The organism is Paenibacillus lactis (genome assembly GCF_017873605.1).
Lineage (GTDB): Bacteria > Bacillota > Bacilli > Paenibacillales > Paenibacillaceae > Paenibacillus_AQ > Paenibacillus_AQ lactis.
Genome location: NZ_JAGGKI010000002.1, coordinates 426,375 through 441,994, shown reverse-complemented (window position 1 = coordinate 441,994; position 15,620 = coordinate 426,375). Strand labels below are relative to the sequence as shown.

At 54.1% G+C, this 15,620-nt stretch carries 13 protein-coding genes; 8 read left to right on the top strand and 5 right to left on the bottom strand.

Going from position 1 to position 15,620, the window contains the following annotated elements:
• Nucleotides 1-98: 98 nt before the first annotated feature.
• Nucleotides 99-2,894 carry a glycoside hydrolase family 3 protein gene (locus tag J2Z18_RS04910; RefSeq protein ID WP_210094258.1) on the bottom strand — a complete coding sequence of 932 codons (2,796 nt, stop codon included), beginning with the start codon at nt 2,892-2,894 and terminating at the stop codon, nt 99-101.
• Between the two features lie 254 nt (nt 2,895-3,148).
• Here J2Z18_RS04910 and J2Z18_RS04905 point away from each other — a divergent pair, with 254 nt between their 5' ends.
• A complete protein-coding gene (locus tag J2Z18_RS04905; RefSeq protein WP_210094257.1) occupies nt 3,149-3,478 on the top strand; it encodes a PadR family transcriptional regulator in 330 nt (109 codons plus the stop codon).
• 2 nt (nt 3,479-3,480) lie between these two features.
• The gene (locus tag J2Z18_RS04900; protein WP_007130696.1) at nt 3,481-4,800 is read left to right on the top strand and encodes an FtsW/RodA/SpoVE family cell cycle protein; all 1,320 of its coding nucleotides are present in this window, start codon (nt 3,481-3,483) and stop codon (nt 4,798-4,800) included.
• A gap of 256 nt (nt 4,801-5,056) precedes the next feature.
• Here J2Z18_RS04900 and J2Z18_RS04895 read toward each other — a convergent pair whose 3' ends face one another.
• Genes J2Z18_RS04895 through nikC form a run of 4 tightly spaced genes read right to left on the bottom strand, consistent with a single transcriptional unit; the run spans nt 5,057 to nt 8,964 of the window.
• Nucleotides 5,057-6,082: an ABC transporter ATP-binding protein gene (locus J2Z18_RS04895; protein ID WP_007130695.1), complete on the bottom strand. Its 1,026-nt coding sequence runs from the start codon at nt 6,080-6,082 to the stop codon at nt 5,057-5,059.
• On the bottom strand, nt 6,072-7,088 hold the full coding sequence (locus J2Z18_RS04890; protein ID WP_210094255.1) for an ABC transporter ATP-binding protein: 1,017 nt from the start codon (nt 7,086-7,088) through the stop codon (nt 6,072-6,074). The genes J2Z18_RS04895 and J2Z18_RS04890 overlap by 11 nt, the downstream gene beginning before the upstream one ends.
• 33 nt (nt 7,089-7,121) lie before the next feature.
• Nucleotides 7,122-8,045 (bottom strand): ABC transporter permease, encoded by a 924-nt coding sequence (locus J2Z18_RS04885; RefSeq protein WP_028404120.1) that lies wholly within the window; start codon nt 8,043-8,045, stop codon nt 7,122-7,124.
• Nucleotides 8,046-8,061: 16 nt separating this feature from the next.
• The gene (gene nikC, locus J2Z18_RS04880) at nt 8,062-8,964 is read right to left on the bottom strand and encodes a nickel transporter permease (RefSeq protein WP_007130692.1); all 903 of its coding nucleotides are present in this window, start codon (nt 8,962-8,964) and stop codon (nt 8,062-8,064) included.
• 227 nt (nt 8,965-9,191) lie between these two features.
• Between nikC and J2Z18_RS04875 the strand changes: the two genes are divergently transcribed.
• The 6 genes from J2Z18_RS04875 (at nt 9,192) to J2Z18_RS04850 (ending at nt 15,532) form a co-directional block, all read left to right on the top strand.
• Nucleotides 9,192-10,859: a glutathione ABC transporter substrate-binding protein gene (locus tag J2Z18_RS04875; protein ID WP_210094254.1), complete on the top strand. Its 1,668-nt coding sequence runs from the start codon at nt 9,192-9,194 to the stop codon at nt 10,857-10,859.
• Between the two features lie 265 nt (nt 10,860-11,124).
• A complete protein-coding gene (locus tag J2Z18_RS04870; protein ID WP_100085238.1) occupies nt 11,125-11,457 on the top strand; it encodes an ArsR/SmtB family transcription factor in 333 nt (110 codons plus the stop codon).
• Nucleotides 11,458-11,526: 69 nt separating this feature from the next.
• Entirely contained in the window at nt 11,527-12,036 is a 510-nt protein-coding gene (locus J2Z18_RS04865) for an SRPBCC family protein (protein WP_007130689.1), read from the top strand.
• Nucleotides 12,037-12,051: 15 nt separating this feature from the next.
• Nucleotides 12,052-12,876 carry an alpha/beta fold hydrolase gene (locus J2Z18_RS04860; RefSeq protein WP_007130688.1) on the top strand — a complete coding sequence of 275 codons (825 nt, stop codon included), beginning with the start codon at nt 12,052-12,054 and terminating at the stop codon, nt 12,874-12,876.
• 269 nt (nt 12,877-13,145) lie between these two features.
• Nucleotides 13,146-14,105, top strand: coding sequence for a LacI family DNA-binding transcriptional regulator (locus tag J2Z18_RS04855; protein ID WP_007130687.1), 960 nt, complete (start codon nt 13,146-13,148; stop codon nt 14,103-14,105).
• A 164-nt stretch (nt 14,106-14,269) separates the two neighbouring features.
• Complete coding sequence (locus J2Z18_RS04850) at nt 14,270-15,532, top strand: ABC transporter substrate-binding protein (RefSeq protein WP_007130686.1); 1,263 nt, start codon at nt 14,270-14,272, stop codon at nt 15,530-15,532.
• Nucleotides 15,533-15,620 lie beyond the last annotated feature (88 nt).

The window sequence follows — 15,620 nt, the reverse complement described above, 5'->3', positions numbered from 1 at the left end:
AGCAAAAGAACATCTGTCCCGCTCTAAAAAAAGAGGGGCAGATGTTCTCGGAATTGATAGGGAGAAGGCATTGCCGAAAATATAAGCAGTTTCGCCGATTAAACCATCCGCAGCCAGCTGACTTGAACTTCGCCTTTTAAGATAAGGAACACATCATGCCGTCCGCATATGGCCTCTACGGACGCCTTGACGGTCGTCCAGGCTTGGCGTCCGCCGGTCGGGATCACCTTGCAGCTTCCGATGATCGGGCCATCTGGGCTGCCTGTTGCGAGAACTAACTCGCCGCCCCGGATATGGCCGGACACTCTGGCCTCGAACGTAGAGACAGGTTCGCTGAACTCAACGTCATGGAAGGCGATCCATCCGCTTTCCGTGGCGACACGGATGCTTTCGCCGCCTTCGCGGCATTCGTCGATGAACACCCCGCTGTAATCGTCGTAATTGACGGCACGGACACGCCCGGATAAGGAACGCGGCGGAATGACTTCTCCTTCCACTTGCAGGATAGCCGTTTCGGCAGCCTGTGAAGAGGAAGGTCCGACCATAACGCTGTATTCACCGCTCTCGATGCAGTAACGCTCGCGCGTGACGTCCCAGAACGCCAGCTCCTCCGCGGCTAGCTCGAAGCTTACCGTTTCCGAGGCGCCCGGGTCCAGGTGAATCCGGCGGAAGCCCTTTAACGTTTTGAGCGGACGCACGACGCGGGAGTTGTTCGCGCTGACGTACAGCTGGACGACCTCGTCGCCGGCGCGATCGCCTTCATTGCGCACCTGAACGGAGACCGTAACCTGACCGTCCGCTTTCATAACGGGTTCGCTGATGGACAGCCGGCCGTAAGCGAAGCGGGTATAGCTAAGACCATGTCCGAACGGGTAAAGCACATCCCCGTCGAAATATTGATACGTACGCTTCCCTTTAATGATATCGTAGTCCATCAGGTCCGGGAGCTGGTCAACCGATTTATACCAGGTCATGTTCAATCGGCCGCCCGGATTGTAGTCTCCGTATAGGACATCCGCTACGGCACGGCCGAGCTCCTGGCCGGCATGCGACGTGAAGACGATGGAAGGCACGTGCTCCTGCTCCCAGTTCACGGCGAACGGATAGCTGCCCACAATGACAACAACCGTGTTTGGATTCGCTGCATGTACTGCTTGAATCAGCTGCTGCTGGGATGGCGGGAGCACGATGTCAGGACGGTCGATGGTTTCCTTGCCGTTAATGAACGGGCTGTTGCCCACAAAAACGATGGCCGTTTCGGCCGCTTTCGCCGCGGCAGCCGCTGCTTCGATGCCATCCTGAACGGTCTCCACCATAAACGGTGCGGCCTCTGCACCGTCAGCACCGATGGTTAACCGGCCTTGTTCATCCAGAATGACCGGCTTGCCTTCCCATGAAGTCATGACCGTTGTACCGTCCGGAAGCGTCTCGAGACCAAAGGCTTCCTTCACGAACCAGCCGCGGGCTTCGTCAGCGATCGCCTGAAGACCGTTCTCGGTCTCCGTCACGAATTTGCCGCTGCTCACAAGGCGGAGCGTAACGGATCCCCAACCCCAATCGTTGCGTTCAAAGAGGGCAGCCTCCGAAGACTCGTTCGTTCCGAAGAGAAGCCTGTTATCATCCGCCAACGTCACGTACTGACCGCTGGCCGCGCTGCGCAGGCGCACTTGATCCAGCCCGGTATGGAAGTTCACCTTGCGGCCGTTCATTTTCTCCGTAATGCCTTGGAGCGGCGTGATCCGGTATGGCGGCGTGCCGCTGTACCAGTCGGTAAAGGCTTCATCCGCAAGCGGGCCGATCACCGCTGCCGACGGCATATTGTTGTTCAGCGGCAGCAGGCCGTCGTTCTTCAACAGGACTACGGATTCACGAGCTGCCCGTAAGGACAGCTCGGCATGCTCGGGTGCGCACAGCTTCGATTCCGGGACGTGGCTGTATGGATTGCGGTCCTCCGGATCGAATTCGCCGAGGCGGAAGCGCACGCGAAACGTGTTGCGGAGCGCGTGATCGAGATCCTGCTCTGTAAGCAGGCCCTGCTCCAGCGCATCGCGGAGGGCGCGGAAGGAGATCTCCTGGTCATCGGTAATGCTGTCAATTCCGGCCTTTACGGAACAGGCTACAGCCTCGGCGTAGGAATCGACGTAATGATGGTCCATGACGGTGCCGAGCACGTCCCCGGCATCGCCGACGACAAATCCGTCCATGCCCCATTCCTGTTTGACGATCCGGTTTACCTCATCGTTCAGATTGCACGGCGTACCGTTAATGCCGTTATAAGCGGTCATCATCGACTTGGCGCCGCCTTTACGGAAAGCCGACTCGAAGGCCTTCAAATAGTACTCCCGCTTGTTGCGCGGGTCGATGCTTACCGAAGCGCAGCCGCGGTCAACCTCGTTGTTGTTGCCGTAGAAATGCTTAAGGGTCGCGACCGTTTTGTAGTAGAAAGGATGGTCGCCTTGCATGCCTTGAACGAGTCCGGTGGACAGCTCGCCGGTCAGATGGGGGTCCTCGCCGTAGGCTTCCTCGGTGCGTCCCCAGCGGGGATCGCGCTCCATATCGACGGTCGGCGCCCAGATGGTCAGGCCGTTGACGGCCTTGTCGCGCTGGTAGTAGACGCGGGCCTCATCGGCGATAACCGATCCGATCTGACGCATCAGCTCGGGATTCCAGGTGCAGGCAAGCCCGGTATTTTGGGGAAAGACCGTCGCTTCGCCAAGCCATGCAACGCCGTGGGCACCTTCGGTGCCGTGTTTGTATTTTTGCACGCCAAGACGGGGAATCTCTGCCTGGTATTGGCACATGAGCTCGATTTTCTCCTCCAGCGTGAATCTTGAGACCAGGTCGTTAACCCGTTCTTCCAAGGGAAGATCGGGATTTTGGAATGGATAATTCATGATATAACCTCATTTCTTAGCATGATTGTGAAATGGAAACGCTGTCAGTAACAGCCGAGCAATTCCCATCGTTGCAGCCGAATTGAAATCAACTCTATCATATCGTGGACGGCGGCCGCTTCATACACGCATAATTAGCGTTGTTTTCATGCGATAATTTAGCCTGTTTAGGATTGCGAATCAGGGAAGGATGATTTATACTCATACCTAGGATTACGATACATAGATTTACTAGGTATAGGGGTGAGGGCAGGATGGGCATCAACAAAGAGCTGCTGAAGGGCAGCACCGTCATTTTACTGCTGACCGTTTTGAACAAGCGGGAGATGTACGGGTATGAGCTGATCAAGGAGATCGAGCAAAGCTCGGACGGCGTATTCGTTATGAAGGAAGGCACGCTGTATCCGATCCTGCATACGCTTGAGGCGGAAGGGTGGCTTGAATCCTATTGGAGTCAGGTTGATGGACGCAAGAGGAAGTATTATCGGATCACGGAGCGGGGGAAGGATCAGCTACATGAGAAGACCAAAGAATGGATTGCGTTCCGCACCGCTGTAGATACCGTCATCGGGGAGGGAAGCTAACCGTGCGGTATATTGAAGAGTACAGGACGGTACAGGATTTTCTGGACCGCGTGTGCAAGCAGGTTCGGGCAAAGCCCATGCATGCGGAGATCCGGGAAGAGCTGCTAAGCCATATCGAGGAGCGGGCAGAGCTGCTGATGCTGGAGGGGAATGCCGAGGAGCCGGCCGTGCTGGAGGCGGTACGGCAGATGGGCGAGCCGGAGGAGATCGGGCGAAGTCTGCACATGGCCCATCGGCCGCAGCTGGATTGGAAGCTGCTTGTCATTGTAGGATTGTTCTCGGTAATCGGACTGTTCGGGACAATGAGCGTTTACTATACCGATGTTATTCGCTTTATGCAAATCCCTGATAGGAAGATACTGTTTTTTGGAATAGGGATTTTCCTGCTTATCGTTCTTTATTTTACGGATTATCGAAAATTAAGAAGATTCGCGGGAATGGTATTTTTCTCTGTCTTATTCTTACTTGGATATGTTTTAGTCTACGGTAAGCTGCATGGATACAATACAGGATATTTGGGTATCGGCTTTATTGGGGTCAATATGATTACCTTTTCCTTGCTCCCGCTCCTTGTTGCACAGGCTGGAATGAAACCTGCATTCGAGTGGGGGCGATGGGAGATGGTGCTGAATCTGCTGTATCGGGGCGTTCTGCCAATCGTGCTTTACAGCATGAGCAACTCGGTTATGTATTCTCTTATTTACGCGGCCGGATTCCTTGTCTTGACCTGGAGAACGAAGAAAAACCCGCGGCAATTTGTCCTAATCATGACGCTTCCACTTGCGAGCTTAACGATTTCTCTTTTTACGCATATGGAGCTTTTGCTTATTCGGTGGAGGGATATGTTAAACCCGCTTTCCGGCTATAACTGGCATGTTGGCAACAGCATAAGTGCGATTAAGAATGCCGGGTGGTTTGGGCAAGGATTCGGAGCAGAATCCCCCAAATTGCCTTATATCTTGAATGATAGCGTATTTCCTTATCTCGTATATTGCTTCGGTTGGATTTTTGGTATTGCCGTTGTAGTCTTGACGATATTATTCCTGATTAGAATCTGGAAAGTTTCCAAAACGCATCGGGATCTTTATGCCAGACATATGGCAGCGATGATCATGGTCGTCTTTGGAATCCGGCTGTTATGGCCGTTACTTATGGGAATAGGGATTGCCCCGCTCGTCTCTCTGGACCCGCCCTTCATCTCCTACGGCGGAACGAACCAGCTCATAGATTTGGCTGTCGTCGGCCTGATCCTGTCGATTTACCGGCGGAAAAATATGATTCCGAGCGACCTCGGAGGAATCGAAGCGGTTAGAGTGAAGTGAGCGAAAACAAGCTACCACGTAGCGGTTGATTCTGCTCTAGCCCATGATTAAGACCGAGCGGCACAGCCGCTCGGTCTTTCTATTGCATCACTTCTATCCGCACCATTTCTACCCGCACCATTTCTACCCGCACCATTTCTATCACACCTGTTTCTTACGCACCTGTTTCTATCCGCACCTGCGTCCACTCACACCCGTATAATTTCGCACCCGGTTCTTTCCTCCGCATAGCGATGTATTACCGGCCTGCGGTATATTACTCCCGCCTAGAATAAAGCGCACCTTCCGCAATTTCCTCGATGTAATGGCACGCTGCCTGATGGCCGCCGCCCATGCCTGCTTCCCGAAGGACTGGGGCTTCGGATTTGCAGCGGTCCGTGGCGTACATACAGCGGGTATGGAAGCGGCAGCCGGACGGCGGGTTGAGCGGGGAAGGGACGTCCCCTTTCAGCAGAATCCGCTCCTTCTTGCGGTCGGGATCGAGGGTGGGGATCGCAGACAGCAGCGCTCGGGTGTAGGGATGCTGCGGCCGCCGGAACAGCGATTGTTTGTCCGCAATCTCAACGATCGTGCCAAGGTACATGACGATGATCCGGTCGGAGATGTGGCGGACGACGCCAAGATCATGGGAGATGAACAGATACGTCAGCTTGAATTCCTTCTGGAGCGATTTCATCAGGTTCAGCACTTGAGCCTGGATCGAGACGTCAAGGGCAGACACGGCCTCGTCGCTGATAATGAGCTTGGGATTGACCGACAGCGCGCGGGCGATGCCGATCCGCTGCCGCTGTCCGCCGCTGAACTCGTGGGGATAGCGATCGGCCTGATAGGCGGAGAGGCCAACGGTTTCGAGCAGCTCGATGGCCCTTGACCGGCGTTCCTTTTTCGGGACGATGTTCTGGATTTCCATCGCTTCCTCCAGCACTTGAACCGCGGTTTTGCGAGGGTTCAACGAAGCGTACGGGTCCTGGAAAATCATCTGCAGGTCCTTGCGCTTCCGATTCATCTGCGATTTGCTTAGGGCAAGAAGATTCGTGCCCTCGAACATGACTTCACCGGAGGTGGGCTCATCCAGGCGCAGAATTGCCCGTCCGGTCGTCGATTTGCCGCATCCCGATTCGCCGACGAGGCTGACGGTCTCCCCCTCGTTAACGGAGAAGGAAATGTCGTCTACGGCCTTCACGACATTGACGGTACGTCCAAAGATGCCGCCCTTGATCGGAAAATACTGCTTCAGATGCTTAACGGACAATAATTCCTTTGCGGTTCTATTATCGCTCATCGTTATCATTCACCTCGCTTACGGCATCCCATTGATCGGTATACTTCCAGCAGCTGACCTGCTGGCGGTTCGTCAGCGCCGACAGCTCGGGCTGCTGATCATAGCAGAGCTTCCGGGCATCCGGGCAGCGCGGGGCAAACCGGCAGCCTTTCTGCAGGTCGAATGGGCTCGGCACCGAGCCCCGGATCGGCTCCAGCGCTTCTTGGTCGACGTCATGGCGCGGCAGCGAATTCATCAATCCGATGGTGTAGGGATGCTTCGGATGCTTGAATAGGGACCGGACATCGGCATATTCCACGACCTTGCCGCAGTACATCACCGCCACATCATCACAGGTTTCGGCGACAATCCCCAAATCATGCGTGATGAAAATAATCGACATATGCAGCTTCTGCTGCAGCTCTTTCATCAGCTCCAGAATTTGCGCCTGAATCGTCACGTCGAGCGCGGTCGTGGGCTCATCCGCGATCAGGAGGTCGGGATTGCAGGCGAGCGCCATCGCAATCATGACGCGCTGCCGCATCCCGCCGGACAGCTGGAACGGGTACTGCGAAATCCGCTTCTCCGGGGAGGGGATGCCGACAAGCCGCAGCATGTGCACGGCTTTCTCCAGCGCTTGTTTGTTGCCCAGCTGCTCGTGAATGCGATAAACCTCGGCGATTTGATCACCGATCGTAAAGACCGGGTTCAGCGATGTCATCGGCTCCTGAAAGATCATCGAAATTTGATTGCCCCGCAGCTTGCGCATCTGCCGGTCCGTTTTATCCAGCAGATTCTCGCCGTTATATAGAATTTGACCGCCTACAATCCGGCCCGGACTCAAGATGAGACGGAGAATCGACAAGGACAGAATGCTCTTCCCCGAGCCTGATTCGCCTACGATCCCAAGCGTCGCTCCTTTGCGGACATGCAGGCTGACCCCGTCCACGGCCTTGCCCTCCCCCTGCTCCGTGAAAAAAGAAGTCCGCAAATCCTTAATGTCCAGCAGCGTTGATGCTGACTTCATCTACCCTCGCTCCCTTCTCTTCGAATTCGTCGATCAATCGAAATCAATGCGTTTGTTGAAATACCGATAGGAGATGTCCACGAGCAGGTTGACGAGCACGAACATGACCGAGAGCACCAGCACCGTAGCCTGCACGACCGGGAAATCCCTGCCCCTGATGGAATCGACCACATAACGGCCCATGCCATTGACCGCGAATACGGATTCGGTTAGCACGGCGCCGCCAAGCAGTCCGCCGAATTCGAGCCCGATGACGGTGATGACCGGAATCATTGCATTTTTCAGCGCGTGCCGGTAGATGATGACGCGTTCCCGAACGCCCTTCGCCCGCGCTGTGCGGATATAGTCCTGGCTGATCACCTCCAGCATGCTGGAGCGGGTCATCCGCGCAATGATCGCGGCACCGCCGGTCCCAAGGGTAATGACGGGCAGGACGGTCTGCGACCAGGTGCCCCAGCCGGAGGGACGGAACCAGCCGAGATCCACTGCAAAATATTGGATCAGCATCAGACCGAGCCAGAAATTCGGCATCGACAGCCCGAACAGGGCGATGAACATGACCCCGATGTCGGCGGGGGAGCTTTTCTTGACGGCGGAGATGATGCCGGCGAGGATGCCGAGAAACACGGCCAGAATCGTACTATACACGGCGAGCTCTAACGTAATCCAGAACCGGCTGGTGAAAATCTCATCGGCAATCGGCCGGCTGCTGCGGATCGAGTCGCCCAGATCCCCCTGAAGCAGCCCGCTGACATAGTTCCAATACTGAAGCGGCAGCGGATCGTTGAGTCCGAGATTTTCCCGGATCTGTTCGACTTGCTCTCTCGGCGCGCCTTCCCCGATGATGACCTGTGCCGCGTCCCCGGGAATGAGATGCATGAGCAGGAAGACGACAATCGTGACGCCGATGATCACGGGAATCGTCTGAATCAGTCTCCGAACGGAATACTTGAGCATGGCCCGGCAGCTCCCTTCATAATTTTTTTAATTTCGGGTCAAGGACGTCCCGCAGTCCGTCGCCCAGCAGATTGAAGGCAATGACGACAAGCACGATCGACAAGCCGGGGAACAAAGCGACATGCGGATGGTCGGTAATATAGTTGCGGCCGTCGTTCAGCATGGCCCCCCATTCCGGCGTGGGCGGCTGGGCCCCGAGCCCGAGGAAGGAGAGCCCGCTAGCCGTCAGAATAGCAACGGCAATCCGGAGCGTAGCCTGTACGATGATCGGCGACAGGATATTCGGCAGTATGTGGCCGAAAATAATCCGCCGGTCGCTGGCGCCGAGCGAGCGCATGGCATCAATGTACTCCAGCCGGCGTACGGCAAGGGTGGAGCCGCGCACGACCCTGGCGAACATGGGGATGGAGAAAATGCTGACGGCGATGATGACATTGAACAGATTTTTGCCAAGAACGCTGACGATCGCCAGGGCAAGCAGTATGCCGGGGAATGCAAGCATCACGTCGGTGATCCGCATGATGAACGTATCCCATTTGCCCCCGTAATACCCCGAAACAATCCCGAGCACGATCCCGAACGCGGCGCCGATGATGACGGAGACGAAGCCGACCGACAGCGTCAGCCGCATGCCGTGAATGATGCGGGTGAAGATATCTCGTCCATTATGGTCCGTGCCGAACCAATGATCGGCGGATGGCTTCAGGAATTTGGCCGTATAGTCGATTTTGCTCGGGTCGTATTGGGTCAATAGCGGACCGATTATCGCAACGAGGATGACGAATAGGAGAAAGTAGCCTCCGAATAATGCCGCTTTATTCTTCCTCAACCGATAATAGAAAGATTTCCATCTAGTCCTGTGAGCCTCATGCAGGCCGGGCTGCTGTGTTGTTCTAGCATCAGCGGTCAGGTTATCCATGGGGAATCATCCTTTCTCCAAAATATGAATTTGAGAATTGTTGCTAACATGCGCATGCGGATGTTGGATTAATATCTAGCTGGTATCAGGAATATGCAATATAGCTGATGGAAAGTCGATCTTTGGATTTTTGCAAAATCCTCGTATAAATATCAAATAGTAAAATATATGTTAACTGTGCATGAAATATTTTCCTATTTATCGCAAGAAGGGGGAGGATGTTTACTATGACAGGTAACAAGAGGACAAAATGGTGGCTGATCTGCATGCTGGTCATCTTTACGCTGCTGCTGTCGGCCTGCGCAGGCGGCGGCAAGAGCGCTAACCCGGAGACGCCGCCAAGCGGCGGAACAACAACGCCGCCTTCCGGGACGGACAACAAGGACCCCGGCACGGACACCGGCAAGGATACCGGGGAGGCGGCAGCTAATGAGCTTGTGATAGCCTGGCTTTCGGATCCGGCGTCGATGGATCCCCACATGTCGACAGACCAGCAAAGCAGCATCGTGACATCGCATATCTATAACACGCTGCTGGTGCATGATAAAGACCTGAACTTCCAGCCGGGGCTTGCCGAGAGCTGGGAGGCTGTCGATGAATTAACGTGGGAGTTCAAGCTGAGACAAGGCGTGAAATTTACGGACGGATCGCCTTTTAATGCCGAAGTGGTGAAGGCCAATCTGGATCGTATGCAGGATCCGAAGGTCGCATCGCCGCGGGCTTCGCTCGTCGCTATGATTAAAGAGGTCAAGGTCGTGGATGAACACACGGTTCAGCTTATAACCGAGTATCCTTACTCGCCGCTGCTCGCCCATCTCGCCCATCCGGCCGTCGGCATAATCAGCGCGGAGGCGATCAAGCTGGATTATGAGAAGGTCAATGCCGGCGAAAAGGCCGGTGCTTATCTCGCCCAAAATCCGGTCGGCACGGGGACCTTTAAGCTGGAGAGCTGGAATCCGGGCTCAGAGGTGAAGCTTGCGGCCAACCCGGACCACTGGGGAACCAAGGCGAAGGTGGACCGGGTGACGTTCAAGGTCGTCAGCGAAGAGGGGACGCGGATTGCGGAGCTGGAGACCGGATATGCCCATATCATCGATCCGGTATCGCCAAGCAGCATCAGCCGGATTGAGAGCAATGACGGAATGTCGCTGAATCGGCAATCGTCGTTAAGCTTGTCTTATATCGGGTTCAACAACAATAAGAAGCCGTTTAACGATATTCGCGTGCGGCAAGCCTTGACGATGGCCATCAATAAAGACGAAATTATGCAGGGCATCTACGAAGGAACGGGAATTCCGGCCGTCGGCCCGCTAGCCCCGGACGTGAACGGCTATGATCCGAGCGTGAAGCCGATTGAATACAATATGGATAAGGCGAAGGAGCTCCTGAAGGAGGCCGGCTATGAACAAGGCTTCTCGACGTCCATCTGGACGAACGACAATCCGGAACGGATCAAGATCGCGGAGTACGTCCAGTCCAAGCTGAAAGAATTGAACATCGACGTCAAAATCGAAGTGGTGGAGTGGGGGTCTTACCTCGCCCAAACGGCAGAGGGCAAGCATGATATGTTCGTGCTCGGTTGGTCCACGGTCACGGCCGATGCCGACTACGGAATGTATGAGCTGTTTCACTCGAAGAACGCCGGAGAGCCGGGCAACCGAACCTTTACCAATGACCCTGAATTGGATCAGCTGCTCGATGCCGGACGCAAGGAGAACGATCCGGAGAAACGCAAGGCGATCTATAAGCAGGCCCAGGAGAAGCTGGTCGAACTCGCACCGATGCTCTACATTCACCACCAGGAGTATTTGAACGGCGTTAGCAGCAAGGTGCAAGGATTCTGGAGGCACCCGAATGGCATAATGCAGCTGCACGACGTGTCCATTCAGCCCTAATGTGCAGGCATAAAAGAGGCATAAAAGGGTAATGGTGCGACGGGATTTCAATTTCTCGTAAGCAGTTCATTTTAGGGGGAGGCAGCCCGATCGGGCTGTCTTTTTCTCTTTGATATAGGATAGAGCACTGAGCACTCACCAGGGAAGATCCGCCCGGTTAACGATGCTGAGAAGAAGAGGCTGACGGGAGGCATTTGAAAGAAAAATAATGTTTACGCCAATATATTCGTTGACACGTATATACACATTGGTGTATATTTCAATCATGAACACTTCAGCAATGCAATTAACCCTGTCTACGATCTCGGAACCGAACCGTTTTAACATTATCGAGCTATTAAAGCAAGGACCGCGTTCGGTAAGTGACCTCGTAGAGCTGCTTAACATCGGTCAGCCGCAAGTATCCCGGCATTTGCGGATCCTGAACGAAGCGGGATTGGTGAAGGTCCGCAAGAATGCGCAGCAGCGCATCTATAGTCTTGAAGCCCGTCCGTTCCAGGAACTGGACGAGTGGCTCGACTCCTTCAGCCGCCTGTGGGAAGAGAGACTCGACAATTTCGAAGACTATATGAGCGACTTGAACGGAAAGGAGAGTTAATTGACTTTTTTGCTAGATCCACAGGAAGGGCTCTGCCGGGGCAGAGCCGAATAGACGGGAGGGATTCACATGGGCAGGAAGACAACCATTACGAAAGACAGAGAACAGCGAAAGCTGACGGTGGAACGCATCGTTTCCATCCCCCTGAAGCTTTCCTGGGAAGGCTGGACCAAGCCTGAGCACATCGAACGCTGGTGGGGGCCGAGGAACTGGACCGCCACGGTGTACGAAATGGATGTAAGACCGGGCGGCGCTTGGCGCTACCGGATTGCGCCCGATACGGCCGGTGAGGGAGATACGGCATTCTGCAAGGCGATTTATACCGAAGTGGTGGAATGGTCGAGGCTTGTCTACAATGACACATTTACAGACTCGCAGTGGAACCCCGTCGAGGGAAGCGATATGCTGACGTCCGTCACATTCGACGAGGCAAGGGGTGGAACAAGGCTGAGCATTATCACTCAGTTTGCAAGCGCAGAGGATCTGGATCAGGCGGAGCCCATGGGCATGGTGGAAGGATACCAGGAGACGCTGGAAAGATTCGAGCATCAAATGCAGTACATAATTAATCAACCATAACAAGGAGGAATTGGGATGAGCCATGTGATTTCGAAAGACGGTACACGGATTTTTTATGAGAAAAAGGGTACGGGACCGGCAATCGTGCTTGTGTCCTCCGCCGCTGCGGATCACAACGACGGATCGCGCCTTGCCGAGCTGCTGTCCGAGCATTTCACCGTCTACAATTACGATCGGAGAGGGCGCGGCGACAGCGCGGATACGGCTCCATATGCAGTTGAACGCGAGATCGAAGACCTGGAAGCCCTTATCCAGGAGGCAGGCGGCAGCGCCTATGTGTTCGGGAGCTCATCGGGGGCCGTTCTGGCCCTGGATGCAGCCAGCAGCCTCGGCAGCGGTAAAGTTAGCAAGCTGTTTCTATACGAACCGCCGTTTATCATCGATGACAGCCGTGCTCCGGTACCGCCGGAATACGTGCAGCACTTGAATGCATTGATGGCCGGGAACCAACGAAGCGAAGCGGTAGAATACTACATGACAGCCGCACTGGGAATTCCGGGCGAATACATCGAATTCATGAAGGCAGACCCATCCTGGAAGGCGATGGAGGGTTTAGCGCATACGCTGGCTTACGACGGAATGATTATGGGAAATACGCAATCCGGTCAACCATTGCCTACGGACCGGTGGGAGGTCAGTGCCCCGGTGATGGTAATGACGGGCGCGAACAGCGGGGCTTTATTCCATAACGCTGCCAGCGCTTTGGCCGGCTTGCTCCCGCATTGTGAACACCGCATGCTTCCAGGCCAAGACCATTCGGCTGTCGTCATGGCGCCGGAGGTGCTGGCCCCGGAGATCGTGGACTTTCTGCAGCCTTCAGCGGGCCATATTTCGAGATAAGAAGTGCATAGCGTGAAAAGAAACCGTGGCTAAAAGGGCCACGGTTCTTTGTTATTGCATCCGATTGAAAACTTCAATCGGACTTCTGCAAGCAGCCCGGCACGGCCTGCTTTTTGCTTGAGAAAAAAGGAGCTGTTCGGTCCGGAAGTATATAGTGACAGGGGGAAGCTTCCGGCAAAAAAATTCGTTTACCCAGAACAAGTAAATTTTATTAAAAATAAAACCATGTTATATTAAAATTACATAGCGTTTGGAGGGGGACTGGAATCATGAGTAGTTTAAAGGAAATTGCCAAGCTCGCGGAGGTCTCGGTTTCGACGGTATCCAATGTGCTCAACGGACGGAAGAACGTTGGCAAGGACACCCGGGAACGGGTGCTTCGGATCTGCTCGGAGCAAGGTTATTTTCCGAACAAGGCGGCCAAATCCGATCACAGCAACACGATCATCTTTGTATTCAGCGATTTCGACCGCGACTATTATTTGAAAATTATTAAGGGCATCAGCCACTGCCTGACGGAGAACGGCTATGATCTGATCATCTGCACCAGCAAATCGAGCGCGAACTTCATGCGCAGCAAATTTGCAAGCGGTACCATAAGCCTGGATCGGCATATGACGGACGATTATTTAATCTCCGTGGCGACCCCTCAATTCCCTGTCGTGCTCATGGACCGCATTATCGATAATGCATTTGCCAATACCAAAAGCGTCCTTGTCGACAATTATCCGGTGATGTGCGATATGGTGCAGGCGTTGGTGGATAAGGGGTTCCGCAGTTTCGGGTTTATGGGCGGTCTCGAGTTTACGCTTGACCATAAAGAGAGGTACGCCGGATTCGTCGATACGCTGGAGAAGAATGGGATCCTCTTTGACCGCCGCAACTACTTCCATGGGGACTACAGCGAAGAGAGCGGATATCAGGCAGCCAAAATTCTGATTCTCGGGAACTCGCTTCCGGAAGTGCTGGTATGCGCGAATGATAATATGGCGCTTGGGGCGATCAAGGCTTTCGAGGAGAACGGGCTCCGCGTGCCGGAGGATATTTCCGTTACCGGCTTTGACAACTCGGACGCGGCGGCCATGGCAGGCCTGACGACGATTGCGATCCCGCGTTATGAGAGCGGTTATTTGGCCGCCAAGGAGCTGCTCGGCATGATTAAGGGGACGACTGGCAAGGAGCCTTTTAAATTAAGTGCCACCATTCAGTGGAGAAAGACCGTTAAATAAAGTTTTACGAACTATTCTAGTAAAAAGTAATATATTTTACTAAATATTTTACTTAATATTTTATGAAAACGCGTACAATTTTTATTGACATGAGCGCATAACAGGCCTATGATTGGGTTGTAAACGTTTTACTTTATTGAGTCCTTACGGGGGAGGCGTGTCACTTGAAAAAAGTAAAAAAGGTATTAAGCGTACTGACTGCAACGGCTTTGGTGGCCACATTGGCGGCCTGCGGCGGCACTTCCGGTACAGCCGACAAAGATTCGGGAGCAGCATCCGGAGGAGACAAACTAAAGAAAATAACACTCTTCCAATCGAAGGTTGAAATTACGGAGCCTCTTGAAGCACTGGTTAAGACCTATAAAGAAGAAACCGGCAATGAGGTTGAAGTATGGGGAGCCGCCGGCGATGCTTATTCGCAGCAGCTGGTAGCGAAGCTTGGCAGCAATCAAGGCCCTACGATTTTCAGCGTAGCGCCGGGGCCTGAATCGGAGAAATTGAAATCTTACTTTACGGACTTGAGCGGTGAGGAATACGTCAAAAATATCGCGCCTGACATGGAGCTGAAGGTGGAAGACAAGACGGTCGGCGTTCCTTACGGCGTTGAAGGCTTCGGCCTCGTGTACAACAAGGATCTCGTCGATCCGGCAAACGTGAAGGACCTGGATTCGTTCACGAAGCTGTTGGAGCAGATGAAGGCAGAAGGCAAGAACGGGCTGAGCCTGTCGCAGGAAGCTTACTTTCTGATCGGGCATATCCTGAATACTCCGTTCGCGCTTCAGTCCGATCCGCTGGCCTTTATCGACCAGCTGAACAAAGGCGAAGTGAAGATGGCGGATACGAAGGAATTCCAGGAATGGGCGAAATTCATGGACGCGATCAAAGCCAATGCCAAAAACCCGATGGAAGTGAAGTACGACAGCCAAATGGGTGATTTCGCAACAGGCAAAACGGCGATGGTTCACCAAGGCAACTGGAGCTATTCCATGCTCGCCGATTTCGGGGATATGGATTCGAAAATCGGCATGATGCCGTTCCCGCTGGCAGGCAACGATAAACTTGCGGTCGGGGTTGCGAGCTACTGGGTGATCAACAACCAGGCCGATGCGGACGAAGTGAAAGCAGCCAACGCATTCTTGAACTGGCTCTTCACCAGCGATACCGGTAAAAAAGCGATCGTCGACGACTTCAAGTTCATTCCGGCGCTGACCAACATCGAGGCAGGCAACCTGGATCCATTGTCCCAGGCCGTGCATGAAGCGACGAACAGCGGCCAGACGATTCCTTGGGCGCTGAACTACTTCCCGTCCGGCATCATCACGAACGACTTGGCGCCGGCTACTCAGGAATTCTTCATGAACAAGGATATGACAGGCGAGCAATTCCTGCAGAAGCTGGATGAGGTTTGGGCGAAAGCCTCGAAATAAGGGATACAGCAAGCGCTCGTGAACGAGCGGTGATCTAAACAATTTCATCATAACGAAAGCCTAGCCTCTGACGTTCCGAATTGACTCT